A 25799-nucleotide genomic window follows, 5' to 3' on the forward strand; every position below is an offset into this window, starting at 1 on the left:
TACCGATGGAATTCGCCGAACTGCTCGGGCACATCCGTGCCGCCCTGCCGGAGGCCGTGCTGGAGGAACACCCGGAGGCCTTCAGCCCCTGGATCCTCGTGGCGCGCGCCCAATTGCCGGCTCTGGCCCTGCTGCTGCGCGACGACCCCGCCTTGGACTTCGCCCAGCTGATGTGCCTGTCGGGCACCCACCTACCCGCCGGCGCCGGCGAGGGCGACCGGCTGGCCAGCATCTTCCACCTGTTCAGCCCGCGCCACCGGCACAAGCTGGGCGTCAAGGTCGTGCTGGACTCCGTGGACCCCGCCTGCCCCAGCGTGGCCGGCGTCTGGCCCACCGCGGACTGGCACGAGCGCGAGGCCTACGACCTGCTGGGCATCGTCTACGAGGGCCATCCCGACCTGCGGCGCATCCTCTGCCCGGACGACTGGGAAGGGCATCCGCTGCGCAAGGACTACGTCACCCCGGCCACCTACAACGGCATGCCGCTGGACTAGGACATCCATGGAAAACCAAGAGCTCTTCATCCAAGGCAGCCGGGTCCCCGAGCGGGGTCCCGACGGCGACCTGATGACCCTCAACATGGGTCCCCAGCATCCCTCCACCCACGGCGTGCTGCGGCTGGAGCTGCAGACCGACGGCGAGGAGGTGGCCTCCATCCGGCCGCACATCGGCTACCTGCACCGCTGCTTCGAGAAGCACTGCGAGAAGCTCACGCCGCCGCAGATCGTGCCCTACACCGACCGGATGGACTACCTGGCGTCCATGAACAACAACCTGGGCTTCGCCGTGGCCTGCGAGCGCATGCTGGGCCTGCAGGTGCCGGAAAAGGTGGAGTACCTGCGCGTGGTGGTGGCGGAGCTGAACCGCATCGCCAGCCACCTGGTGGCCATCGGGACCTGCGGCCTGGACCTGGGCGCGCTGACGCCCTACTTCTTCTGCTTCCGCGACCGGGAGATGATCCTGGACTTCTTCGAGGAGATCTGCGGCGCGCGCCTGCTCTACAACTACATCTGGGTGGGGGGCTTAAGCCACGACTTCCCGGAGGGCATGGACGACAAGATCCTGCGCTTCTGCGACTACTTCGAGGCGCGCATCGACAACGAACTCAACCCGCTGCTCTCCTTCAACAAGATCTTCATCGGCCGCAACGCCGGGATCGGCGTGGTGACTCCGGAGCAGGCCTGGGCCTTCGGCCTGTCCGGCCCCAGCCTGCGCGGCAGCGGCGTTTCCTTCGACCTGCGCCGGGACGATCCCTATTCGATCTACGACCGCTTCCAGTGGAAGGTCTGCGTGGGCGAGGGCCTGGTGGGCCAGCTGGGGGACAGCTGGGACCGCTACTGGGTGAAGGTGCTGGAGATGAAGGAGTCGCTCTCCATCATCCGCCAGGCCCTGGCGGCGCGCCCCAAGGAGGGCGACGTGCGCGAGGCCGTGCCCAGCCGCGTCAAGCTGCCCGTGGGCGAGATCTACTGCCGCACGGAGACGCCGCGCGGCGAGCTGGGCTACTACATCGTCTCCAATGGGGGCAACCTGCCGGAGCGGGTAAAGGTGCGGGCCCCGGCTTTCAGCAACCTGTGCATCATCGACGAGATCTCCCACGGCGCGTTGATCAGCGACGTGGTGGCGATCCTGGGCTCCCTGGACATCGTGCTGGGCGAGATCGACCGCTAGCCCGCTCGTTGGCGGACAAGGAGAAGAGGGATTCCCGTGACGGAACTCATGCAGACCTTTTGGTTCTGGGCGCCCTTCAGCGCTGTCGTGATCGCCATCGTGATCACCGTGAATGCCCTGTTCTCCGTCTACATGGAGCGCAAGGTCTCGGCCTGGATGCAGGATCGGCTCGGCCCGATGGAGAACGGCCCCCACGGCATCCTGCAGACGCTGATCGACGCCGTCAAGCTCCTGCTCAAAGAGGACATCATCGCCCGGGGCATCGACCGCCCGCTCTTCAAGCTGGCCCCCTACATCGTGTTCGGCGCCAGTTTCGCGGTCTTCGCCGTCACGCCCTTCGCCGACGGCCACGCCGCCGCGGACTTGAACGTGGGCATTTTCTTCGCACTGGCGATCTCGGCCTTTGTGGTGGCGGGGATCATGATGGCCGGCTGGTCCAGCAACAACAAGTGGTCGCTCTACGGCGCCATGCGCAGCGTGGCCCAGGCCGTGAGCTACGAGGTGCCCATCTCGCTGGTCGTGCTCTCCGTGGTGATGGTCTCGGGCTCCATGTCGATGCAGGAGATCTGCGTCTCCCAGGCGGGCGGCTTCTGGAACTGGCACGGCCTCAGCCTGCACCACAATCCCTTCCTGGTGCTGGGCTTCCTGATCTACTTCATCGCCAGTCTGGCGGAAGTCAACCGCACGCCCTTCGACCTGCCCGAGGCCGAGAGCGAGCTGGTGGGCGGCTACCACACCGAGTACTCGGGCATGCGCTTCGCCCTCTTCTTCCTCTCGGAGTACGCCAACATGCTGGCCGTGGGCATGCTGGCCACTGTGCTCTTCCTGGGCGGCTGGCAGCCCCTGCACCCGGCGCTGGGCTTCATTCCGGGACCCCTCTGGCTGTTCGGCAAGGCCTACGGCTTCGTGCTGCTGCAGATGTGGATCCGCATGACCCTGCCGCGGCTGCGCGTGGACCAGTTGATGCATGTGTGCTGGAAGGTGCTGGTGCCGGCGGCCATGGGCGTGCTGGTGCTGGGCGGCCTGTGGGAATTGTTGATCGGCTAAGTGGCGCCGCGCCTGGCGCGGCCGGAAAGGACACGATGGGCTACTTCGGGGACATCGCGGACAGCCTGCTGACGACGGTCAAGGGCATGGCCGTGACCTTCTCCCACCTGGGCGAGAAGGCCAACACCGTGCAGTGGCCGCACGAGCCGGCCACCACCAAGCCCCGCACCCGCGGCGAGCTGTTCAACAACATCGACGACTGCATCGGCTGCGGCAACTGCGCCAAGGCCTGCCCGGTGGACTGCATCGGGATCGACACGATCAAGAGCACCAAGAGCGTGGACCTGGGCCGGACGAGCAACGGCAAAAAGAAGACCCTGCTGCTGGCGCGCTTCGACATCGACATGGCCAAGTGCTGCTACTGCGGGCTGTGCGTGGACGTCTGCCCCACCGAGTGCCTGATCATGACGGAGAAGTTCGACTACAGCACGGCCGCGGTGCAGGACCTCTACTTCCGCTTCGCGCAGATGGACGGCGGGCAGATCGCCGCCGCCCAGGAGGCCCTGGAGGAGGAGAAGCGCCAGGCTGCGGCCGCCGCGCTGGCCAAGGCTGCGGCCGACAAGCTGGCGGCGGAGCAGGCCAAGGCGGAGGCGGAACGGGCCAAGGCGGAGGCCGAGGCGGCGGAGGCGGCCCCCGCTGCCGGAGCGGCTCCGGCCGCGCCCGAGGGCGAGGCCCCGACCCCGGAGACGAACACGGACGCGGGCAGCCAGGCCTGATTCAGGGAGGCGGGATGGACGTGAAAACCCTATTGGAGCTGCTCTTCGGCTTGCTGACCGTGGCGTCGGCGGCCTGGGTGGCCTTCTCACCGAAACTGCTGCACGCCGGCTTCAGCCTGCTCTTCACCTTTTTCGGGGTGGCCGGGCTGTACGTGACGCTGGGGGCGGACTTCCTGGCGGTGACCCAGGTGCTGGTCTACATCGGCGGGATCCTGGTGCTGCTGCTGTTCGGCATCCTGCTGACCACGGCCATGCCCACGGCCGAACTGAGCGTCGGTCCCACCCGCCGCGGCCAGGGCCTGGCGCTGGGCGCCCTGCTGCTGGGCCTGCTGCTGCTGGCGATCTTCCGCGCCGGCTGGCCCCTGTCCTTTCCGCCGTTGCCGGAAAACACGGCCCGCGGCCTGGGCACGGGCTTCATGACCACCTGGATCCTGCCCTTCGAAGTGGTCTCGATCCTGCTGCTGGGCTCCATGCTGGGGGCCCTCCATCTGGCGCGCCACGCCGGGGGGGAGAAATGAGCCTGCATTTCTACCTGGTGGTGGCGGCGCTGCTCTTCGTGCTGGGCCTGGTCTGCATGATCACCCGGCGCAACGCCGTGGCCCTGCTGATGGGCGTGGAGCTGATCCTCAACAGCGCCAACCTGAACTTCGTGGCCTTCTCGCGCTTCACCGAGGCCCGCGCCCTGGACGGCCAGGCGACGGCGATCTTCGTGATCATCCTGGCCGCCTGCGAGGCGGCCGTGGCCATGGCCATCGTGTTGAATCTCTATCGCCAGCAGCGCGGCATCGACGTCGATGCGGCGCGCGAACTGCAGGGTTAGCCCATGACGCCGATTCTCGCCGCGACTCTCATCCTGCTGCTGCCCCTGGCCGCCTTCGCCGTCCAGATCTTTGGGGGACGACGTCTGCCGGGGCAGGGCTGGTACGTGCCCACCGCCGCCATCCTGACGGACCTGGCGCTGGCGCTCTGGCTCTTCCTGGGGCACATGCTGCCCGCCGGGGACCCGGCCTGGAGCGTGACCGCCACGTGGGACTTCATCCGCATCGGCGACTTCGCCATGCCGCTGGGCCTGCGCATCGACAACATCAGCGTGGTCATGCTGCTGGTGGTGACGACGGTCTCCAGCCTGGTGCACATCTTCAGCACGGGCTACATGGCGGACGACCCGCGCAAGGGCCGCTTCTTCGGCTACCTGGGGCTCTTCAGCTTCTCCATGCTCTGGCTGGTGCTGAGCGACAACCTGCTGGGCATCTTCACCGGCTGGGAGCTGGTGGGCCTCTCGAGCTACCTGCTGATCGGCTTCTGGTTCGAGCGCAAGGGCCCGCCCGAGGCCGGCATGAAGGCATTCATCGCCAACCGGGTGGGTGACCTGGGCTTCCTGGGCGCGCTGATGATCCTGATGTGGCAGTTCGGGACCTTCAACCTGAGCGAGCTGGAGGCCATCGTCACGGGCTTCGGCCCGGGCCTGCCCGCCGACCTGGCGCTCTGGATGACCCTGGCGGGGATCGGCCTGTTCTGTGGCGCCGTGGGCAAGAGCGCCCAGTTCCCGCTGCACGTCTGGCTGCCCGACGCCATGGAGGGCCCCACGCCGGTGAGCGCCCTGATCCACGCCGCCACCATGGTCGCGGCGGGCGTCTACCTGCTGGTGCGCGTCTTCTTCCTGCTGACCTTCGACGCCAGCCTGGTGATCGCCTACATCGGCGGCTTCACGGCCCTGATGAGCGCCACCATCGCCCTGACCCAGCACGACATCAAGCGCGTGCTGGCCTACTCCACCATCAGCCAGCTGGGCTACATGGTGCTGGCCGTGGGCGTGGGCGCCTACAGCGCGGGCTTCCTGCACTTGATGACGCACGCCTTCTTCAAGGCCTGCCTCTTCCTCGGGTCGGGCTCGGTGATCCACGCCATGCATCACGTGTATCACCACGTGCACGACCATCACCGTGACCCCCAGGACATGCGCAACATGGGCGGCCTGAAGGGCAAGCTGCCGATCACCTACTGGACCTTCCTGGTGGCCACGCTGGCCCTGGCCGGCGTGCCGCTAACCAGCGGCTTCATCAGCAAGGACGCCATTCTGGCGGGCAGCCTGGCCTTCGCCATGGAGCATCCGGCCCACTGGCCGCTGGCCTTCTTCGGTTTCACGGCGGCCATGCTGACGGCCTTCTACATGTTCCGGCTGGTCTTCGTGACCTTCCACGGCGAGCACAAGGGCAAGCCCGGCGAGCTGGAGCTGTTCCACGAGAACAAGCCCAACATCACCGGCCCGCTGGTGGTGCTCTCCAGCCTGTCGGTCTTCTTCTTCTACACGCCCAACCCGACCAACGCGGCCAGCGGCTGGTTCTACCGGCTGATTCCCAAGCCCGAGCAGGCCATCCTGCACCCCACCCTGGCGCCGGCCCAGGCTGCGCCCACCTGGCTGGGCGTGCAGGAACTGGCCGTGCTGGAGGCCGCGCGCGCCGACAGCCTGCGGCTGGCCATGGCCGCCGACACCCTGGCAACGCCTCACGCAGAGGGCGCGGAGACGGAATCCGCGCTGCCGGCAGAGTCGGAGACGCCGCCGCCCGCCGCAACCCACGAGACTGCGCCGCTGGTGGCCGCGGACGCCGCGCACGGCGCGTCCCACGGCCAGGATCCCGCCGCCCAGGCCGCCCACGAAGAGCACCTGCGGCACGTCGAGCACATCGAGCACCTGGCCCACGTCCGGGCCATGGTCATCAGCGTGATCATCGTGATCCTCTCGATCACAGCGGCCTGGCTGGTCTACCTCAAGCACAAGGTGGATCCCGCCAAGGTGGCGGCGGCCCTGCCGGGCCTGCACCGCTTCCTGTTCCACAAGTGGTACTTCGACGAACTCTACGCCGTCACGGTGATCGCCTTCACGCTGCTGGTGGCGCGGATCTGCGCCTGGTTCGACCGCGTGATCATCGACGGACTGGTGAACGGCGCCGCGGCGGTGACCATCCGCAAGGCGCTGTTCGTGGGCCGCTTCGACAACGTGGTGGTGGACGGCGCCGTCAACGGGACGGGCTGGCTGGCCCGCACCGCGGGTGGCGGCCTGCGCCTGCTGCAGGGCGGCGACATCCAGGGCTACCTGGTGAAGGCCCTGGTGGGGGTGGTGGTGATCTTGATCTGGCAGGTCTTGTAGCACACGGCGGAAACCGGTTCCGACGCCAAGAGGAGAGTGATGATGGAACAGTGGGTGCTGACGCTGATGACTTTCGTGCCGCTGCTGGGTGCGGCGGTCATCACCTTCCTGCCCAAGGATCAACACAACCTGATCCGCTGGACGGCCGCGGCCTTCGCCGCTGTGCCGCTGCTGCTGGCCTTCTGGGTCTGGCAGACCTTCAACCGGGGCATGGCGGGTGTGGATGACCTGGCGGGCTTCCAGTACGTGGTGCGGCTGGACTGGATCCCGGCGTATCACATCCAATACTTCGTGGGGCTGGACGGGCTGTCCGCGCCCATGGTCCTGCTCACCGCCCTGCTTTCCTTCCTCTGCATCTTCGCCAGTTGGGGGATCTCCAAGCAGGTGAAGGGCTACTTCGCCCTCTTCCTGCTACTGGAGACGGGCATGATGGGCACCTTCGTCAGCCTGGACTTCATCCTGTTCTACGTGTTCTGGGAAGTCATGCTGCTGCCCATGTACTTCCTGATCGGAATCTGGGGCGGACCGCGGCGCGAGTACGCGGCCATCAAGTTCTTCCTCTACACGCTGGCCGGCTCCGTGCTGATGCTGGTGGGCATCCTGGCCCTCTACTTCCAGGGAGGGCAGACCTTCAGCCTGCTCGACCTGATGGCCCAGGCCCGCACCTTCGCCGACCCCAACCTGACCATCTTTGGGCTGAACTTCGCCCGGGTGATCTTCGTGGCCTTCTTCATCGGCTTCGCCATCAAGGTGCCGGTCTGGCCCTTCCACACATGGCTGCCCGACGCCCACGTGGAGGCGCCCACGGCCATCTCCGTCATCCTGGCCGGCGTGCTGCTGAAGATGGGCACCTACGGCCTGATGCGGATCAGCCTGCCGATCTTCCCCGGCGCGATGCAGTACTTCGCCTACGCCATCGGCGTGCTGGGCGTGATCAACATCCTCTACGGCGCCTACTGCGCCATGGCCCAGGACGACCTGAAGAAGCTGGTGGCCTACAGCTCCGTCTCCCACATGGGCTACGTGATGCTGGGCATGGCGGCGCTGACGGACCAGGGCATGACGGGCGCGGCGCTGCAGATGTTCAACCACGGCACCATCACGGCCATGATGTTCCTGTTGGTGGGCGTGCTCTACGACCGCGCCCACCATCGCCAGATCAACGGTTTCGGCGGCATCGGCACGGTGATGCCGATCTACACGGGCGTGGCGATGTTCGCCTTCTTCGCCAGCATGGGCCTGCCCGGCCTCTCCGGCTTCATCGCCGAGCTGATGGTCTTCCTGGGCGCCTTCCAGAGCTGGAAGCTGCTCACCTTCCTGGCCGCCCTGGGCATCATCCTCACCGCCGGCTACCTGTTGTGGATGATCAAGCGCGTCTTCCTGGGCCCGCTCAACGAGAAGTACGCCAACCTGCCCGAGATCAACGGCCGCGAGCTGTTCACCCTCGTGCCCATCGGCGTGATCGTGCTCTACCTGGGCGTCCAACCCAATCCGGTCATCGACCTGATGGACGACGCGACCCTGCGCCTGGTCCAACTGGTGACGACTTTCTAAGGGGGTGGAGATGGAATTCTCCCAGGCCACGGCCCAGATCATGGGCAGCCTGAGCGGCTTTCTGCCGGAGCTGCTGGTGGCGGGCACGCTGTTGCTCGTGCTGCTGGCGGACCTGCTGGCGGGTCGCGGGCGGGCCCTCACCGGCGACCACTTCGCCGGACGCATTCCGGGCTGGCTGGCCTTCCTGGGCCTGCTGGCCTCCGCCGCGGCGGCCTGGCTGCAGCTGGGGCTGGAGCCGCGCACGCTCTTCTTCGACATGCTGGCCGCCGACAGCCTGGCGGCCTTCGGCAAGCTTTTCTTCGCCCTCTCCACGGCCCTGATCGTGCTGGTCTCCTTCCGCATGAAGCACCAGGGCGAGCTGCTGGTGCTGCTGCTGGCCGCCGTGCTGGGCATGGACCTGCTGGCCGGCACGCGCAACCTTCTGATGGCCGTGATCGCGCTGGAGCTGGTCTCGGTCCCCAGCTACGTGCTGGCGGGCTTCGAGCGTCGGGACACCCGCTCGGGCGAGGCGGCGCTGAAGTACATGATCTTCGGCAGCATGGCCTCCGGCGCCCTGCTCTTCGGCGCCAGCTGGATTTTCGGCCTGACGGGCAGCCTGGATCTGGTGCTGATCCAGCAGAGCCTGGCCGCGGGCGGGATGGACGGGCTGACCCTGCTGCTGGCCACGCTGCTGGTGCTGGCGGGCGTGGGCTACAAGATCGCCATGGTGCCGATGCACTTCTGGTGTCCGGACGTCTACGACGGCGCCCCCACCCCGGTGACCACCTTCTTCAGCGTGGGACCCAAGGCCGCAGGCCTGCTGCTGCTGGCGCGCGTGCTCTTCCCCAGCCTGGCCGGTGAGACGGCGGCCGTCAATCTGGTGGCGCCCGGCTTCGACCCGCTGTTGCTGGTGGGCATTCTGGCCGCCTTCACCATGAGCCTGGGCAACCTGGCGGCCATCGGCCAGACGCGCGTGAAGCGCCTGCTGGCCTACTCGTCCATCGCCCACGCCGGCTACCTGATGACCGGCCTGGTGCTGGCCACGCCGCTGGGCCTCTCCGCCATGCTCTTCTACCTGTCGGTCTACCTGTTCATGAACTACGGCGCTTTCCTCCTGGTGGACGCCGTGGGCCGGATGACGGGTTCCGAGGGGCTGGAGGCCTTCCGCGGCCTGGGCAAGCGGCATCCGGGCCTGGCCTTCGCCATGACCGTCTTCCTGGTGAGTCTGGTGGGCCTGCCGCCCATGGCGGGCTTCATCGGCAAACTGGTGCTGTTCGGCGAAGTGATCCGCGGCGGCTGGTACTGGCTGGCCACCGTGGCGGTGCTGAACTCGGTGGTGTCGCTCTACTACTATTTCAGCGTGGTCAAGGCCATGTGGTTCGACGCGGGCGACGAGGTGCTGGAGACGGCCCCGCTGCCGCGCGTCCACGCGGCGCTGATCGCCGGATTGTGCGCCTTGACGCTCTTGTTTGGCCTATATTGGCAGCCCCTGGTCAACTTGACGGACGCGTCCATCGCCCGGCTCATCTGAGCGGGCCTGTCTGAACGATGGCGCCGGGACACGGCGCTACCCATAAAAGGAGGATACGGCTGTGGAATGCCGTGATCTGACCCTGGCCATTGTCGGTTCCGGTGGCGACGGCGTGGTGAGCGCCGGCGAAATCATCGTGAAGGCCGCCGCGGCGGAGGGTCTGCATTGTTTCCTGCTGAAGAGCTTCGGTCCGCAGATCCGCGGCGGTGAATCTTCCTGCAAGATCCGCCTGGCCGTGGAGCCCCTCTTGAGCATCGGGGAGGAGACCCAGATCCTGCTCTGCTACAGCTGGGGCGACTACAAGCGCTTCACGGAGGAGATCCGCCTGGCCAAGAACGCAGTGATCATCTCCGACACCGACGACAAGGTGGGCGACGAGGATCTGCCCATCGAGATCCTGGGCAGCCAGACCTGGATCAAGGTCCCGCTGAACCAGCTGGCCTCGGTGGAGGTCGGCAACGCGCTGACCAAGAACATCGTCTCCCTGGGCGTGCTGGAAGGCTTCTTCCGGCTGCCGGAGAAGGGCATCGCCGGGCAGATCGAGAAGCGCTTCTCCAAGAAGAAGGCGGACCTGATCGAGCTCAACCTGGGCGCCATCGCGGTGGGCCGCAAATGGGCCGAGGATTACGAGCGCGATTTCCAGCCCGAGCTGCCGCGCTTCGCCGAGTTCACGCCCTGCGAGCCCAACCTGGTGCTGTCGGGCAACGAAGCCGCGGCCATGGGCGCGCTCTGGAGCGGCCTGAAGTTCTTCTCGGGCTACCCCATCACACCGGCCACGGACATTATGGAGTGGCTGGAGAAGCGCCTGCCGCGCTTCGACGGCACAATGATCCAGGCCGAGGACGAGATCGCCTCGTGCGGCATGGCCATCGGCGCCAGTTTCGCCGGCGTGAAGTCCATGACCGCCACCTCCGGCCCGGGCATCTCGCTGATGAGCGAGATGATCGGCCTGGCCTGCATGGCGGAGATTCCGCTGGTGGTGATCAACGTGCAGCGCGGCGGGCCCTCCACGGGCATGCCCACGCAGACCAGCCAGAGCGACCTGCTGCAGGCCTGCTACTGCACGCACGGCGACGCGCCCCACGTGGTGCTGGCCGCCACGGACGTCAAGGACTGCGCCTTCACCATGACCCAGGCCTTCTACATCAGCGAGAAGTACCAGCTCCCGGTGCTGGTCCTGCTGGACCAGTTCGTCGGGCAGCGCGTGGAGTCGGTGCCCCGGCGCGAGCTGCTGGAGACAGGCATCGAGCAGGGCTGGATCCGGCGCTGCGACCGCCTGACCCCGGACCCCGCCGCCCTGGCCGAGAACCGCTACCACCGCTACCAGCTGACGGAGAACGGCGTCTCGCCCATGAGCTTCCCGGGCATCGAGAACGCCGACTACATCGCCAGCGGTATCGAGCACAACGAGCTGGGCTACCCCGTCTCCCACGTGGGCATCCACCGCACCATGCACGGCAAGCGCTACCGCAAGCTGGACTTCATCAAGGAAGAGATGAAGTTCATGCGCCACTACGGCGACCCCCAGGCGCGGATCGGCATCCTCTGCTGGGGCAGTTCCAAGGGCCCCGCCCGCCAGGCCATGCTGCAGGCGGAGGCGGCCGGCATCGCCACGCGCATGCTGATTCCCAGCTGCCTGATGCCCCTGCACAGCGAGACGGTGCAGGAGTTCATCGACGCCTGCGACAAGGTGATCGTCGCGGATTCCAGTTACAGCGCCCAGTTCCTCACCTATCTGCGGACCCAGGTCGTGCTGCCCCCCGCCAAGCTGGTGGACCTGCACTTCGTGGACGGCATGCCCCTGCCGGTGAAGGAATTGAAAGCCAAGATCGAGGAGGTGCATCATGAGCTTGCCTGAGAGCAGCGAGCCCAGGCCCGCCCTGACGCCCAAGGACTACAAGCGTGACCTCAAGCCGGTCTGGTGCCCGGGCTGCGGGGACTTCGGCGTGGTGAACGCCCTCTACAAGACCCTGGCCGACCTGAACCTGGAGCGCCACAACACGGCCGTGATCTCGGGCATCGGCTGCAGCAGCCGCCTGCCGGGCTATGTGGCGGCCTACGGTTTCAACGCCCTGCACGGCCGCGCCCTGACCCTGGCCACGGGCGTGAAGCTGGCCAACCCCCAGGTCACCACCATCGTGGCCGGCGGCGACGGCGACGGCTTCGCCATCGGGATGGGGCACTTCCCCCACGCCGCCCGGCGCAACCTGGACATGACCTACATCCTGATGGACAACCGGATCTACGGCCTGACCAAGGGCCAGTTGTCCCCCACCAGCGAGCCGGACCTGGTGACCAAGACCAGCAGCCTGGGCAACATCGAGCGGCCCATCGACCCGGTGACCCTGGCCCTGGCCACGGGCGTGACCTTCATCGCCCGAACGGTCTCCACCAACATCAAGCACATGACGGAGATCTTCTCCCGGGCCATCAAGCACTCGGGCTTCAGCTTCGTCCAGGTGCTCTCCCCCTGCGTGACCTTCCGGGGCAAGACCCAGTACAAGGACTACCAGGGCGACGGCGTGACCTACCTGGAGCAGACGGGCCACGACCACCACGACTTCAACGCGGCGCTGAGCGTGGCCAACAACGGCGACGCCTATCAGCTGGGCGTGATCTACCACGTGCACACGGAATCGTTCGGGGTCCGCTACTCGCGGCTGCGCGAGGCCTTCAAGCAGGACAAGAACCCGGCGGTGCTGGACGTGGTCAACGATTTCCTGCCCTGATCATCTGCTGCGGGTCCCGGGCGCCGCTGCGTCCGGGACCCTGTTTGCCTCCTTTCCCCCGCCCCTATCCTGACCCCAACCCGCGCCCAGCGATCCAGTGAACCCGGCCGAGCTTCGTCCCAAAGCTGGCTCTGCTTTCCACTCGGGGCATTTTCCGCTTGACGGCCGGGGGGGCATGCTCCATATTCCCGCACCAACCAACCAACCAAGTGTGACAGCAGTCGAAATTTGAGCCAACGCAAGAGCATAGCGAGGCTGCCCTCCGTGGTGGCCCTGCGCGAACGGCGCTTCCCCGCGGCCCTGGAGAATTTTCCCCGGGACCTGGAGCGGCTGTCCGATCCGGGCGACCGCCTGCAGCTGCGGCTGCTGTGGGGCAACGCCCTGCTGCGCTGCGGGCAGGCCCGGCAGGCCCGGGATCTCTACTTCGACCTGTACCGCGAGGTTCGTCAGCACCGGAACCGGCCGGAGTGGCGGGCCATCGGCTTCAAGGCGCTGTTCAACGCCGGTCTGGCCACCAAGGACCTGGGCGAGACGGGCACGGCCATCCAGTTCTACCGGGCCGTGCTGGCGGGCAACGGGCTGCGCCAGCCGGCCGAAGAGATGCAGATCCGCAACCTGCTGGGTTCGCTGCACACCCGCCGCGGCGAGTTGGAGCCGGCCAAGGAGCAGTTGGACCAGGCCCTGGCGCTGGCCGTGCAGTACGGGGAGAGCCTGCTGGAGGGCGACATTCGGCTGAACCTGGCCGTGCACGCCTACACCACCGGGCAGCCCGTGGAAGCCACGGGCCACTTGGAGCGTGCGCGCCACCTGGCGGGCCAGGACAGCGAACGCCTGCTGCGCGTGGACATCAACATGGGCACGCTGCTGGCGGAGCTGGACCGCCCCGACCAGGCCTGGATCTTCTTTGACAAGGCCCAGGACACGGCCCGCCGGCACGGGCTGGCCCGCTACCTGCCCAAGATCCTGGTCAAGCAGGCCTGCCTGCGCCGGGCGGAGAACCTGAACCTGGAGGCCCGGCGCCTGGCGACGGAGGCTCTGGAACTCAGCCGCCAACTGGAGATCCGGGACGACTGGCTGCAGGAGACCTGTCAGGATATCCTGCAGCTGCCGGAGGAGCGCGGGCCGGACGATTTCGAGTTGATGGAGGCCCTGATCACCCAGCACGGGATCGTGGCCGTCTCGGAAGCCATGCGCGCCATCCTGCACGACGTGCAGGCGCTGGCGCCCTCGGATCTGCCCGTGCTGGTGCTGGGCGAGACGGGGACGGGCAAGGAACTGGTGGCGCGGGCCCTGCACGAGTCCGGACCGCGCCGGGCGGCGCCCTTCATGCCCGTCAACTGCCCGGCCATCCCGGAGACCCTGTTCGAGAGCACGTTGTTCGGCCACGTGCGCGGCGCCTTCACCGGGGCCGACCAGGATCGCAAGGGCCTGGTGGAGCTGGCCGGCGAGGGCAGCATCTTCCTGGACGAGATCGGCGACCTGCCGCTCTCCATCCAGCCCAAGCTGCTGCGCTTCCTGGAGAGCGGCGAATTCCAGCGGATGGGGAGCGGCCAGGTCCACTTCTCCAACGCGCGGATCATCGCGGCCACCAACCGCGACCTGGGGGAGCTGATCGCCCAGCGCCAGTTCCGCGAGGATCTGATCATGCGGATCAGCGCCTTCCGGCTGGAACTGCCGCCCCTGCGCGAGCGGCGGGAGGACGTGTACTTCATCGCCAGCAGTCTGCTGGAGAAGTTGAACCGGCAACACGGACAGGCCAAGTCCTTTGCCACCGGGGCCATTCAAGCGCTGAATCTCTACGCCTTCCCGGGCAACGTGCGGGAACTGCGCAACGCCGTGCTGCGCGGCTTCCAGATCGCCCAGCGCGAGATCGAGGCCCGGGATCTGGGTCTGCCCCAGGCGGCGGCCCGGCCGGCGGAGGGCGAGGGGGGCGCGTCCCACGAGGAGTGGCTGGACTCGCTGCTGGGGCGGATCAAGAACGACGCCTCCATCAACCTGGAGGATGCGCTGCAGCAGTTGGAACGGCGCTTGATCCGCCAGGTGCTGGAGTTCCGGCAGGGTGACCGGGACCGCACGGCCGAGGATCTGGGGCTGAGCGCCCGGGCCCTGAAGTACAAGCTTGCCAAATACGGGATCCGTTCACGCAAGGGCCGCAACCTCTCCGAGGACGACCCGCCGACGGATCCGGGAAGGACCGCATGAGAATCCGCCCCCGCCTGCTCACGACGGGAGTCGTGCTGGCCTCGGCCGGCAGCCTGTTCGCCCAGGACGCCTGGGTGGCGCGCATCGATTCCCCCGCGGACCGCAGCCTGACCAGCGGACCCGTCGCTGTGACCGTCGAGGTGCACGGCCCGCAGCCCGGCACCTGGCGCCTGCTGGACGAACAGGCCGGGACGACGCCCGTCCTGTTGGCGGCGGGCAGCGGCGCGGTGACGGCGGACCAGCCCGTCTACCAGGGTTCGTTGCCGGCGGGGCCGCACCGGCTGGTGCTGGAACTGCTGGGCGGCCCGGCCCCGCTGACGGACGAGCAGTTGCTGGTGGTCTGCGCGCCCACCTTGCCCGGCTGGCCCTATCAGCAGAATCCGGCGGCCATCCCCTTCGATCAGGAACTGATGGCGGAGAGCGTGAACGGCGAAGTGCTGCTGGTCCGCCCGCTGGAGAGCGAGCGCCAGGGCGTGGCCGCCGGCCAGCTGGTCTGGCTGGACGGCCAGGGCGCCGCGCTGCCCGGCTGGCCCCTCAGCCTGACGGACCTGCTGCAGTCCCTTTCGCCCCACTCGGATCCCCTGCACGTGCGGCGCGGCGCGGCGGAACACATGCTGCTGGTGAGCAAGACCGCCGTGCTGGAGCTGGACCGCTCCGGAGGCCTGGTGGCCCAGAGCGCCGTGGACGGCCTGATCCTGGGCGAACCCGTCCTGCTGCCCGTGCCCGGCGCGGGGTATCACACCCTGCTCTGGGTCCAGCAGGAGACCTTGCGGCTCTGCCGCTTCGACGAACAACTCACGCTGGTGGAGAATCTGCCGCTGGAGGGCAGCCCCTGCTGGCCGCGGCCGCTGCTGGCGGACCTGAGCGGCGACGGGCGCCTGGATGTCGTGCTGCCCCTGCGGCTGAACGGCTTCCTGCGTCTGCAGGTGCTGGATGCCCAGAGCGGGGCGCTCAGCCTCTTCCATCAAATGCTGGACCCGGGTCTGACGGGCCTGCAGGCCGGCGACCTGAACGGCGACGGCCGGCCGGAACTGGTGCTGGCCGGCGGACAGGGCCTGGTGCTGGCGCTGGACGCCGACGGCCTGCGCTGGACGCACAATCTGGGTGAGGGCCTGCCGGGCGCCCTGGCCCTGGCCGACGGCGACGGCGACGGCCGCCAGGAAGTGTCGCTGCTGGCCCGCGACGCGGCCGGCGTGCGCTTCGTGCAGCTGGACGCCGCGGGCCTGGAGACGGCGGCCTCGGGCACCCTCGTGGCCGAGGCCGGCGAGGCGAGCCTCGCCCCGCTGCTGCTGGAAGGCGGTCCGGCCGGTTCGCGCTGGCTTGTGACCGTGCAACCCCGGGAGCCCGCCAGCTGGGCTGCGCGCCTGCTGCTGGTCTCCCCGGACGGGAGCCTGGAGCAGCCGGACTGGTGGCTGCCCACCCTGGTCAGCGGCCCGCCGCGCCTGGTGGATCTGGACGGCGACGGCGCCGTGGAGCTGCTGGCGGGGGACGCCTTCGGCCGCTGGGTGGCCTGGCCCACCGCCTTCCACGACCCCGCGCCGGATCATCCCCTGGGCAGCGCGCGCCACGACGGCCTGACTCTGCAACCCGTTCCCGCCGGCTCCCATCCCGGGCATCTGGGCGGCGCCGTGGCCCTGCCCGACGACTTCCTGCTGCCCTTCGGCACGGAGGTGGCGGACCTAGAGCTGGTCAGCGGCCGCCTGACTGTGACGGACCCCTGGCAGCCGCTCTCCCTGCGCGTGGCGCCCGGGGCCGAGCTGCATCTGCTGGCCGGCGCGGCCTGGGGCGGAGACAGCCCCGTGCCGCTGCGGCTGGAGGGTCGCCTGACGGTGTCGGGCAACCCGGACCAGCTGGATTCCGACCTGCGCACCTTGTCCACCAGCAACGGGATCCTGGGCGGTATGGCGCTGGACGCCGGCCCCGGTTCGCTCCTGCGGCTGGAGAGCGTCGAGCTGAGCGACCTGGCCCAGATGCTGGAAGTGGGCGCCGCCTGCACGCTGGAGGTGGAGTCGAGCCACCTGTTGGCGGGCAGCCGGGGCCTGCGGGTGGACGGCGGGGTCCTGCGGATCCACAATTCGCTGCTGCAGCCGGGCAGCGCCGGGCTGACGCTGAACCAGGGCCGGGCCGAGATCCGCGGCAGCGTGATCACCGCCGCCGCCGCGGGCGTGGCGCTGGACTGCCAGTCCTCGCTCCTGGAGCTGCGCGACTGCTCCATTCTGACCTGCGGCGACGGCGTGCGCGTGGGCGGCAGCTCCAGCGCGCTGCTGGATTCGGTGCACTTCCAGGGCAACCAGCGCGACCTCAGGATCACGGACAACGCCAGCCTGTCCCTCAACCACTGCGATTTCGTGGAAACCCACCAACTGGGCCTGGAAAACTCCACGGGCCTGCCGCTGACGGCGCGCGGCTGCTTCTGGAACCTGCGGACGCCCGCCCACGGGCCGGTTCTCTACGTGGACAACAAGTCGGAGCCCATCAAGCCGCTGGTGATTCCCCGGCCCGTGTTCCGCGTGGACACGGGGCCCATGGTGGACGGCGACGATCCGCTGGAGTGGGAGCCCGTGGAATTCAGCGTGGACGGCCTGCCCATCAAGGTCCAGTACCGGGTCTACCGCAGCAGCAAGCCCTATCAGCTGGTGGAGCCGGGGAACCTGGTGGCCGAGACCGCGCTGACCTCCTGGCAGGATCCGGATCCGCTGCCTGCCTCCTTCTATTGCGTGACCGCCAGCATCGGCAAGCCCGCGGCGGAGTGATCCACCCCTACAGCCACAAAAAAAAGCGGCCGCATGCGGCCGCTTTTCATTTGGTTCCGGGTGCTTCAACCCTTGGGACGGGGCGGCAGGTTGCGGTTGGTGAGCAGGCCCAGTTCGTGCAATTGCGTGGCCAGCTCGGCCTGGGGCCAGGACTCGGGCATGCGCCAGCCCCAGTTGCCCTCGGTGGTGCCGGGCACGTTCATGCGCGCCTCGGCGCCCAGGTTCAGCAGGTCCTGCATGGGCGCCAGCACCCAGTTGGCCGAGCTGCGCCAGAGCAGCTCCAGCGCCCGCGGGACCAGCTGGGCCTCGTCCGCCAACCCCAGGTAGCGCCGCAGCCAGGCCTGCTGCTCGGGCGTGGCCTCCTGCTGATAGAACCCCCGCAGCGTGTTGTTGTCGTGCGTGCCCGTGTAGGCCACGCAGGCCTGTTCGTAGTTGTGGGGCAGGAAGGGATCGCGCGAGTCCGTGAAGAAGCCGAACTGGAGGACTTTCATGCCCGGCATGTCGAAGTCCAGCCGCAGGGCCTCCACCTGGGGCGTGATCAGTCCCAGGTCCTCGGCGATCAGCGCCAGCTGCGGCAGATGCTGGCGCAGCGCGGCGAACAACTCGCGGCCGGGGGTGGTCACCCACTCGCCGCGCACGGCGGTGGGCTGGTCGCCCGGGATCTCCCAGCAGGCCTCGAAGCCGCGGAAGTGGTCCACGCGCACCACGTCGCTCTGGCGCATCTGCATGTAGAAACGGCTGCGCCACCACCACCAGTCGTCCATGCGCATGGCCGCCCAGTTGTAGAGCGGATTGCCCCAGCGCTGGCCCGTGGCGCTGAAATAGTCCGGCGGAACGCCTGCCACCACCACCGGCCGGCCCAGCTCGTCGATGCGGAAGTAGTGCCGCCAGGCCCAGGCGTCGGCGCTGTCGAAGGCCACGAAGATCGGCATGTCGCCCACCAGCAGGATGCCGCGCTGGGCGGCCTTGCGCCGCAGCTCTTCCAGCTGTTTGAAGAACAGGAACTGCTGGAATTTGTGGCGCAGGATCTGGTCCTGGTACTGCTGGTTGAGCTGCTGGATGGCCTCCGGCTTGCGGTGGGCGTGGCCCTCCGGCCACTGGTTCCAGCTGGCCTGGTCGTGCAGGTCGCGCAGGGTCATGAACAGCGCGAAATCGTGCAGCCACCAGCCTTCCCGCGTGTAGAAGTCCTCGAACTCGGCGCGCAGCGGGTGGAGCGGCTGGGCCTGCAGCGAGACGTAGGCGCGTTCCAGCGCCACCTGCTTGAAGGCCCGGACCTCGGCGTAGGGAATGCTCCCGGCGGGCATGTCCGGCGCGCGCAGGTCGCCCTGGTGCAACAGGCCGGCCTGTCGCAGGGGATCCAGGCTGATCAGCAGCGGGCTGCCCGCCATGGAGGACAGGCACTGGTAGGGGGAATCGCCGTAGCCCGTGGGCCCCAGCGGCAGCATCTGCCAGAGGGACTGGCCACCGGCGGCCAGGAAATCCAGGAAGGCCTCGGAGGAGGCGCCGAAATCCCCGCACCCGGCCGGGCCGGGCAGGGAGAGCGGATGCAGCAGGACGCCCGAACGACGATGTTTCATGCCATGTCCCTGTTTTGCTGAGCCGGAGCGGCCGAGTCATACGACGCGGATCCCTCCGCATATCGGCCGGCGGGGCCCGCGGCTTGACCGGGCCAAGGTGGGGCCGGTCGGGGGAAGAATCCAGCCCGGGCGGGGAGTCTCAATCGTGGGCAAAAGGACAAAACACGGCCCCAAAAATGGACAATCCTTGGCCGTTTAAAATTGAACAAGCACTCAGTCAACCCGCCTACTCATGCGAATCAAACAGATCGGCGGCTCCGCCGGGTTGGCCCGCGGATTGCCTTGGGGGAGAGGGAGAATTCGACTGTTCTCGCACTTTCTCCTTCAATGGTTGGGCTGGGTGTCTGAAGGGCCGCTTCCCCTTGGTCTTCTCCAGGCACTCACAATGTCGGCACCCCAACGCCGGCAGCGAATCGTTCCGGACTTCGCCCCGACTCGGTCGGGGCTCTTTTTTTGGGTCCGCCCAGCTTCCACCGGCTCAGTTCACCCCGCCCGCGGACTCCACCGCGCGCAGCCGGAACAGGCCCAGCCCGACGGGATCCACCGGCTGGCGGGTCTGGGCAGTCGCGGCCGTGGCCTGGAAGGTCGTCAGCAGGCCCCAGCTGCGGCCGTCCGTGCTGTGTTCCACCGTGTAGTCTGCGCCGGTCCGCAGGCCGCTCCAATCGATCAGCACCTCCGTTCCGTCCAGCTGGATGGTGGCCTGAGGGGGCGTCGCAGGATCCCAGCCGCTCAGGCGGGCCAGCAGCCACCAGACAGCCCGACCCTTCAGGATGCAGTTGAGTTCGGCCAGCGCCGGGCTGTCCGAGTGCGCGCAGCCCGGACAGCCGCTGTAGCCGGGCACATCCGCGCCGGTGGTGAGCCGGCTCAGTTCGTGCTGGGGGTTGGCCGTGATCCACTCCACCGCCCAATTGCCCGCCTCCGCCCCGCTGCCGTAGTCCAGGTTGTCCCACATGGGTCGATCCAGGTAGAACACGCCGTCGGGATCATAGGCCTCGATGTCCGCGAAGTCGTAGAGCACACGCTGGTAGGCCAGACAGTGGGCGCGGATCTGCTCGTTGGCCAGGTGGATGAAGCCGTCCATGGGCTGGCCCTCCGCGTGGCCGGTCATGAAAACGAAGCTGACCGGGTGGGTGGCGGCGCGCGGCCGGCTGCCGCCCGGGCCGAACTCGGCGACCAGGATCTCCATGTTTTCCAGGTAGCGCGGGATGTCGTGTCCGTTGATCGAGCACCAACTCCAGAGCACGGTGTTGATGTGCAAGTTGGCCGGATCGTCCAGGTAGGCGCGCGTGCTGGTGACCCAGGGCGTCACGCCGTTGCCGTCGAGCCAGTCGCCCTGGCTCAAGTCCGGCACGCCGGGAATTCCACCGTCGCGCAGCTCCAATTCCGTGGCCGAGCCGGACCAGGAGAAGTCGTAGCGGCCGGCGAAGTCCGGAAAGGCGCGGAGGGCCTCCATGCCGCTCACCAGCTGGCTGCCATGTGAGGTGTGGTTGTAGACAAGGTGCCGGTCCGCGCGGATGGTCGGAAAGAGCTCCGCCGGGATCAGGCCCGGATCCGTGCAGGTGTGATCGATGACCAGCCCCTGGGCCGATCCGCCGGCACAGAGGAGCAGCAGGACGCCGAAGCGCTGCAGCAGGGACATGGGAATCTCCTTGGGCTGTGAGTGTGTGGTGAGGGCCCGGCGAGCGGCCCACTGCATTCAGGTTGCAGATCAGTCAATCGTTTAACAAGGTTCAGGCGAGTGACGCATCGCACAGCAGGGAGGAGAAGTCCATGACGGCGCGAATCCACTGGATGTTGACCGGGCTGCTGGGAGCCGGACTGCTGCTGGAGGCCGCGGTCGCGGGCATCGATGCCGGGCAGGCCCAGCGCGTGGCCGAGCGCTTCCTGGCCCGCCAGGGTCGCGAGTTCCGGCCCGCGGCGGCCGTCCAACCCGTGGGCGGGCTCTTCCACCTGATCCGGCTGGAGACAGGCTACGTGGTGGTGTCCGCGGACACGCGCCTGCCGCCGGTGCCCGCCTGGTCCGCCACGGCCGGGTTCGGCGCGCTGGACGCGGCGAGCAATCCCCTGCTGGCGCTGCTGGAGGCCGATCTGGCCGGGCGGTTGGAGCACCAGGCCGCGCTCAGCGCGGAGCAGCGCGCGGCCCGCCACCAGGCCTGGGAGGAGTGGCTGGGCTCCGCGCCCGTGCGGAGCGGCTCGCGCGAGGAAGTCTTTCCGCCGGAGGGCAGCACGTCCACGGGCGGCTGGGTGGAGACCCAGTGGGGCCAGGGCCCGCCCTGGAACGACGACTGTCCGCGCTCGGGCACGGGCCAGCGCGGCCTGGCGGGCTGTCCGGCGGTGACCATGGGGCAGATCCTGGCCTACCACCGCAATCCGGGCGAGGGCGGGTTCGGCGCCGCCGACCGCTACCACCACAGCTACGCGGGCAACAGCTACTGGATCGACGACGACTGGGAGGCCCGGGGCTTTCCCTCCTTCCCGCAGCTCAACGAGCGGCTGGACAGCCTGGCGGCCCACTGGGCGGCGGGCGCGGAGGCGGACGCCGGGGAGCAGGCGGCGCTGATCTTCGCCTGCGGCACGGCGGCGCGCCAGGTCTACCACCACCAGGGCTCCGGCACCTTCGGGGTGGACCAGGCCTACAGCGGCTGGCAGCGGCTGGGCTGCAGCGGCGCGCGCCTGCTGGACGCCGACGACCACGATCCCTACGGCGCCCTCAGCGAGAACATGCGCAGCGGCCTGCCCGCGCACCTGGCCGTGGTCACGCCGGCCTGGGACGCCGGACACAACCTGGTGGTGGACGGCTGGAACGGCGACGGCTACTTCCACCTGAACTTCGGCTGGGAGGGCGCCTACGACGGCTGGTACCTGCTGCCCCAGGAACTGCCCTTCAGCCTGACCGTGCTGGAGGGGATGATCGTGGACATCCAGCCGCCCCTGAGCGCCCTGGCCCCGCGCGAGCGGCCCGGCGCCGGGCTGGAGCTGGCGGCCTGGCCCAACCCGGGCAACCCGCGGATCCGGCTGGCCTGCCGGCTGGAGACGGCGGCCCGGGCCCGGCTGGAAGTGTTCGATCTGGGCGGCCGTCGCGTGGCGCTGCTGCACGACGGTCCGCTGCCGGCGGGGGCCAGCCAGCTGGACTGGATTCCCACGGCGGCCTCGGGACTCTACCTCGCGCGCCTGAGCCTGCCGGGGAGCGGCGCGGCCGTCAGCACGCGCCTGTTGCTGCTGCGCTAGGGCGGAAAGCCTTGCCTTGCCGGGGGCAAATTCGTGGCCCCGTGGCGACCGTTGTCGCAACAGGTTCAGGAAAGACGTTGCGGGACAACGGGAAAGCTGCCACAAAAACGCGCCGGGCATCGTTCCAGCTTGGCATGAAGCTTGCCCAAGGCCGTCGCATGAACACTCTGCGCTTCCTCCTCCCCGTGCTGCTGCTCTGGCTGGCGCGGCCCGCCATGGCCGTCAACGAGACCATCTGGCTGACGGACGCCGCCTACGAGGACACAGTGACCGTGCGCGTGGGGGAGGTCCTCGAGATCTTTGTTCGCGTCAACAGCAACGGCACGGCCATCTCGGGCTTCCAGAGCTTTGTGCACGTCGCTGAGAGCTTCGCCACCCCGGTCCGCTACAATGAGACTCCCACGGGCTGGTTTCTGGACCGGGGCATCTTCGGCGTGTACGGACAGGTCATCTTCGCCGACGATCACGACTTCCGCTTCCCGGACAATCCGCTGCCCGGCCATCAATTGGATTGGTGCGTCCAGACCGGGGTCAGCAATCCGCGTCCGGCCTTCACGGTCAACGGCACGGCCTGCAGCTTCAAGCTGCGCTTCCTGCAGCCCGCCCAGGGCATTGTGCTGGGCTTCGACCACGACAACAACCACTTCCGCAACACACTGTTCTGGGAAGGCCAGTCGGCCATCGAGTACCCCTTCTTCCGGGAGTATCCGCTGGTCATCAACGTGATCGGAATGGAGTTCGGACCGCTGCCCGACGTCTACCTCACCAGCGAGGCGCCGCGCGACAGCCTGAATCTGGTCAGCTATCTGGACGAGATGCTCAACGTCAACCCGGACAGCGTCTGGTACTCCGTCAGCCCGCTGGGGCCGAACCAGGTCTGCGCCCTGGACACCCTGCGCCTGCCCGGCGCCTACTGGCTGGGCTTCACGGGCACCGGGCCGGGCACCATGGTGGATTTGGAGGTGACGGCCCACTACCAGCACCTCACCGCCCTGGACACCCTGCGCGTCTACCGCGGCGACCCGCCGATCATCGACGATGGGATGGCCGCGGGCGAGCCTTTCGTCACCTGGGCCGAGGACGGCGAGACCTGGCTGGACTTCGACGACTGGGTGACGGACCTGGACGACCCGGTGGAGAACCTGAGCTGGAGCCTGCTGGGCGGCAACTACACCGTGACCCTGACCCTGGACGCGGCCCTGCGGCGCGGCCATTTCACGGCGCCGCCGGACTGGTTCGGCGGGGACACGCTGCTGGTCCGCGTGGCGGACCCCGGCGGGATGGCGGACACCTCGCGGCTGGTGACCCTGGTGACGCCGGTCAACGATCCGCCCGAATTGGACCTGCCGGAGCTGGTGGAGGTCCATCCCGGCCAGGTGCTGGTGCTGGACCTGGAGGAGCTGACCCACGACATCGACGACGCCTACGACATGCTGTTCTGGGAGGTGCTGGGCGACACCAGCCAGGTGGCCGCGCGCGTCAACCACCAGAACCACACGCTGAGCTTGGAGGTGCGGGAGGGCGTGCCCCTCTGGACCTTCGTGGACATCGACCTGAAAGTGACGGACTCGGGCCTGCTGACGGACGTGGAGCCGCTGCACCTGCAGGTCTCGAGCTACCCGCCGATCTGGGAGCCGCTGGGCGAGCTGCTGATCCCCGCCGGGAGCAGCGCGCAGCTGGACCTGAACGCCTTCGTCTCCGACCTGGACAACCCCGACGGGCAGCTGACCATCTGGCTGGAGGGCCTGCAGCAGGTCTCGGTGGTGGTGGACGCCCTGAGCCACCTGGCCACCTTCAACGCGCCGGGCAACTGGTCGGGCGTGGAGTGGGCCGTGGCCCACGTGCGGGATCCCAACGACAACACGGACGTGGACTCGCTCTTGGTGGTGACCCTGCAGGGCGGCAATCCCGTGGTGGCGCTGGTGCCCGACCTGGTCTTCCTGCCGGGCACGCGGGACACCCTGGAGCTGGACCCGCACGTCTGGGACCTGGACACGCCGGACGAGCAGATGGATTGGGCCGTGAACAACGCCGGCATCTTCTACACCCAGTTGGACACGCTGGCCCGGCGCGTGATCTACACGGCGCCCATGCTGCCCGGCACCACGGACCTCTCCTACTACCGCGCGGAGGATCCCCAGGGCCACTGGGCCGAGGACATCGGCAGCCTGGCGGTGATCGATCCCTCCGGCCGGCCCGTGATCTTTCCCCAGGCGGAGATTTGGATGCGGGTCAACGAGCTGGACTCCAGCCTCTCCCTGGACAACGCGGCCTATGACTACGACGATCCGCCGGAGGCCCTGACCTGGAGCGTGGGGGCGGGCAGCCTGGTGACCGGCACGGTGCGTGCCTCCGACCGGCGCCTGCTGCTGCAGAGCGGGTTCACGCCAGGCACGGAGACTCTGCAGCTACACGTGGAGGATCCCGACGGCCAGGTGGCCGACGGCCCGCTGGTCGTGCACGTCTCCGAGGGCAACCTGCCCATCGTCAGCGCCTTCGCCCCGCGTTTCGTGATCGCCGGGCAGACGGACACGCTGGCCTCCCTTTCCAGCTGGGTCTACGATGAGGATGCGAACGAGCAGATCAGCTGGTCCTTCGTCGATCCGCCGGGCGGCGCCGTGCACACGGTCTGGGATCCCGTCCACGACCGGGCGCTGATCGGCACGGAGCCCGCCCACCGGGGCACGGACCCCATCGGCGCCGTGGCCACGGACCAGGCCCGCAACAGCGACATGGAGTGGATCACCCTGACCACGCTGGAGAACGAGCCGCCCCTGCTGGAACTGGCCGTGCTGCCCAACCCGGCGGAACCCCGCCTGCTGGACGTGGTGGCGGTGAGCAATGAGGCCCTGCGCAGCCTGACGGGCACGCGCCTGGCCGACAGCGCGGCGCTGAGCTTCACGGAGATGGTGGTGTCCAATCCCGCGGTGCGCATCCACCGGGCGGACCTCGTCGCCCCCGACGGCGTGGAGACCTGGCGGATCCGCGCGGTGGACCTGCCGGGCTATCCGCAGGTGGCGGGCAACAGCAGCACAGATTCCCTGGTGCTGGGCTCGGCCCTGCTGGCCCGACCCGGCGACGGGCTGCCCGCGCCGGACGGCGGCCTGCGCCTGGACTGGCTGTCCGGGCTGAGCAACGGCCGCTGGGTGGTGCGCGAACTGGGGGATGAAGAGACGCGCAGCTGGCGCGTGAGCGGGCCCACGGGCGGCCGGGTCCGGCTGGCGGGCGTGGGTCAGGCGCTGGAGGTGCTGGACGAAAGCGGCTGGCGGCTTGTGACGGCGGAAGACGACGCGGTGGGCGCCTGTCTGGTGCGGCCGCTGCGCGCTGGGGATCCGGACGGCGGCGACCAGCCCGCGGGCTTCGCGCTGCATCCCGCCTGGCCCAATCCCTTCAATCCGGAGACTGTCCTGAGCCTCGAACTGCCCCGGGACGGCGTGGCGCGGCTGGAGATCCACGACCTGGCCGGCCGGCGCATCTGCACGCTGCTGGAGGGTCCGCAGCCGGCAGGCAGCCGGCAGCTGCGCTGGAACGGGCGGGACGAGGCCGGCGTGCCGGTGGCCAGCGGCGTCTACTTCGCCCGCCTGCGCCAGGATGGTCGCCAGGCCGTGCAGAAGCTGCTGCTGCTGAAGTAGCCGGCGACAAAGCGATTCGATCACCGGGCGCCGGG

17 protein-coding genes are annotated in these 25799 nt (G+C 68.6%); 15 read left to right on the forward strand and 2 right to left on the reverse strand.

Going from position 1 to position 25799, the window contains the following annotated elements; translation table 11 throughout:
- The first annotated feature begins 5 nt into the window (after positions 1-5).
- The 13 genes from WC326_09040 to WC326_09100 all read left to right on the forward strand — a co-directional run bounded on the left by WC326_09040 (position 6) and on the right by WC326_09100 (position 17327).
- On the forward strand, positions 6-494 hold the full coding sequence (locus tag WC326_09040) for an NADH-quinone oxidoreductase subunit C (protein ID MFA7331206.1): 489 nt from the start codon (positions 6-8) through the stop codon (positions 492-494).
- A 7-nt stretch (positions 495-501) separates the two neighbouring features.
- Positions 502-1668, forward strand: coding sequence for an NADH-quinone oxidoreductase subunit D (locus WC326_09045; GenBank protein MFA7331207.1), 1167 nt, complete (start codon positions 502-504; stop codon positions 1666-1668).
- Positions 1669-1704: 36 nt separating this feature from the next.
- Positions 1705-2715 carry an NADH-quinone oxidoreductase subunit NuoH gene (gene nuoH / locus WC326_09050; protein MFA7331208.1) on the forward strand — a complete coding sequence of 337 codons (1011 nt, stop codon included), beginning with the start codon at positions 1705-1707 and terminating at the stop codon, positions 2713-2715.
- A 35-nt stretch (positions 2716-2750) separates the two neighbouring features.
- Complete coding sequence (locus WC326_09055; protein ID MFA7331209.1) at positions 2751-3431, forward strand: NADH-quinone oxidoreductase subunit I; 681 nt, start codon at positions 2751-2753, stop codon at positions 3429-3431.
- 14 nt (positions 3432-3445) lie between these two features.
- Positions 3446-3949 (forward strand): NADH-quinone oxidoreductase subunit J, encoded by a 504-nt coding sequence (locus WC326_09060; protein ID MFA7331210.1) that lies wholly within the window; start codon positions 3446-3448, stop codon positions 3947-3949.
- Positions 3946-4251, forward strand: coding sequence for an NADH-quinone oxidoreductase subunit NuoK (nuoK, locus tag WC326_09065; protein MFA7331211.1), 306 nt, complete (start codon positions 3946-3948; stop codon positions 4249-4251). Before WC326_09060 ends, nuoK begins: the two co-directional genes overlap by 4 nt.
- 3 nt (positions 4252-4254) lie before the next feature.
- A complete protein-coding gene (nuoL, locus tag WC326_09070; protein MFA7331212.1) occupies positions 4255-6579 on the forward strand; it encodes an NADH-quinone oxidoreductase subunit L in 2325 nt (774 codons plus the stop codon).
- 42 nt (positions 6580-6621) lie between these two features.
- Entirely contained in the window at positions 6622-8133 is a 1512-nt protein-coding gene (locus WC326_09075; protein MFA7331213.1) for an NADH-quinone oxidoreductase subunit M, read from the forward strand.
- 10 nt (positions 8134-8143) lie between these two features.
- Positions 8144-9643, forward strand: a complete 1500-nt coding sequence (locus tag WC326_09080) for an NADH-quinone oxidoreductase subunit N (GenBank protein ID MFA7331214.1) — start codon at positions 8144-8146, stop codon at positions 9641-9643.
- A gap of 61 nt (positions 9644-9704) precedes the next feature.
- Positions 9705-11501, forward strand: a complete 1797-nt coding sequence (locus WC326_09085; GenBank protein MFA7331215.1) for a 2-oxoacid:acceptor oxidoreductase subunit alpha — start codon at positions 9705-9707, stop codon at positions 11499-11501.
- Positions 11488-12372, forward strand: coding sequence for a 2-oxoacid:ferredoxin oxidoreductase subunit beta (locus WC326_09090; protein ID MFA7331216.1), 885 nt, complete (start codon positions 11488-11490; stop codon positions 12370-12372). The genes WC326_09085 and WC326_09090 overlap by 14 nt, the downstream gene beginning before the upstream one ends.
- A 228-nt stretch (positions 12373-12600) precedes the next feature.
- On the forward strand, positions 12601-14574 hold the full coding sequence (locus WC326_09095; GenBank protein MFA7331217.1) for a sigma-54 dependent transcriptional regulator: 1974 nt from the start codon (positions 12601-12603) through the stop codon (positions 14572-14574).
- Positions 14571-17327: a VCBS repeat-containing protein gene (locus WC326_09100; GenBank protein ID MFA7331218.1), complete on the forward strand. Its 2757-nt coding sequence runs from the start codon at positions 14571-14573 to the stop codon at positions 17325-17327. The genes WC326_09095 and WC326_09100 overlap by 4 nt, the downstream gene beginning before the upstream one ends.
- Before the next feature lie 65 nt (positions 17328-17392).
- On the opposite strand, the gene malQ is transcribed toward WC326_09100, so the two are convergent.
- Both malQ and WC326_09110 read right to left on the reverse strand, forming a co-directional pair.
- Positions 17393-18904, reverse strand: a complete 1512-nt coding sequence (gene malQ / locus WC326_09105; protein MFA7331219.1) for a 4-alpha-glucanotransferase — start codon at positions 18902-18904, stop codon at positions 17393-17395.
- Between the two features lie 478 nt (positions 18905-19382).
- Positions 19383-20543: a hypothetical protein gene (locus WC326_09110; protein ID MFA7331220.1), complete on the reverse strand. Its 1161-nt coding sequence runs from the start codon at positions 20541-20543 to the stop codon at positions 19383-19385.
- Between the two features lie 131 nt (positions 20544-20674).
- Here WC326_09110 and WC326_09115 point away from each other — a divergent pair, with 131 nt between their 5' ends.
- Positions 20675-22132 (forward strand): C10 family peptidase, encoded by a 1458-nt coding sequence (locus WC326_09115; GenBank protein MFA7331221.1) that lies wholly within the window; start codon positions 20675-20677, stop codon positions 22130-22132.
- A gap of 158 nt (positions 22133-22290) precedes the next feature.
- A complete protein-coding gene (locus WC326_09120; protein MFA7331222.1) occupies positions 22291-25764 on the forward strand; it encodes a FlgD immunoglobulin-like domain containing protein in 3474 nt (1157 codons plus the stop codon).
- Positions 25765-25799 lie beyond the last annotated feature (35 nt).

Source organism: Candidatus Delongbacteria bacterium (genome assembly GCA_041675285.1).
Taxonomy (GTDB): Bacteria; CAIWAD01; CAIWAD01; order CAIWAD01; family CAIWAD01; genus CAIWAD01.

Excerpts from the sequence above, each read along its gene's own strand:
- WC326_09040 (MFA7331206.1), top strand. The coding sequence starts at position 6 with ATGGAATTCGCCGAACTGCTCGGGCACATCCGTGCCGCCCTGCCGGAG.
- WC326_09045 (MFA7331207.1), top strand. The coding sequence starts at position 502 with ATGGAAAACCAAGAGCTCTTCATCCAAGGCAGCCGGGTCCCCGAGCGG.
- WC326_09055 (MFA7331209.1), top strand. The coding sequence starts at position 2,751 with ATGGGCTACTTCGGGGACATCGCGGACAGCCTGCTGACGACGGTCAAG.
- WC326_09060 (MFA7331210.1), top strand. The coding sequence starts at position 3,446 with ATGGACGTGAAAACCCTATTGGAGCTGCTCTTCGGCTTGCTGACCGTG.
- nuoK (MFA7331211.1), top strand. The coding sequence starts at position 3,946 with ATGAGCCTGCATTTCTACCTGGTGGTGGCGGCGCTGCTCTTCGTGCTG.
- nuoL (MFA7331212.1), top strand. The coding sequence starts at position 4,255 with ATGACGCCGATTCTCGCCGCGACTCTCATCCTGCTGCTGCCCCTGGCC.
- WC326_09075 (MFA7331213.1), top strand. The coding sequence starts at position 6,622 with ATGGAACAGTGGGTGCTGACGCTGATGACTTTCGTGCCGCTGCTGGGT.
- WC326_09080 (MFA7331214.1), top strand. The coding sequence starts at position 8,144 with ATGGAATTCTCCCAGGCCACGGCCCAGATCATGGGCAGCCTGAGCGGC.
- WC326_09090 (MFA7331216.1), top strand. The coding sequence starts at position 11,488 with ATGAGCTTGCCTGAGAGCAGCGAGCCCAGGCCCGCCCTGACGCCCAAG.
- WC326_09100 (MFA7331218.1), top strand. The coding sequence starts at position 14,571 with ATGAGAATCCGCCCCCGCCTGCTCACGACGGGAGTCGTGCTGGCCTCG.
- malQ (MFA7331219.1), bottom strand. The coding sequence starts at position 18,904 with ATGAAACATCGTCGTTCGGGCGTCCTGCTGCATCCGCTCTCCCTGCCC.
- WC326_09110 (MFA7331220.1), bottom strand. The coding sequence starts at position 20,543 with ATGTCCCTGCTGCAGCGCTTCGGCGTCCTGCTGCTCCTCTGTGCCGGC.
- WC326_09115 (MFA7331221.1), top strand. The coding sequence starts at position 20,675 with ATGACGGCGCGAATCCACTGGATGTTGACCGGGCTGCTGGGAGCCGGA.
- WC326_09120 (MFA7331222.1), top strand. The coding sequence starts at position 22,291 with ATGAACACTCTGCGCTTCCTCCTCCCCGTGCTGCTGCTCTGGCTGGCG.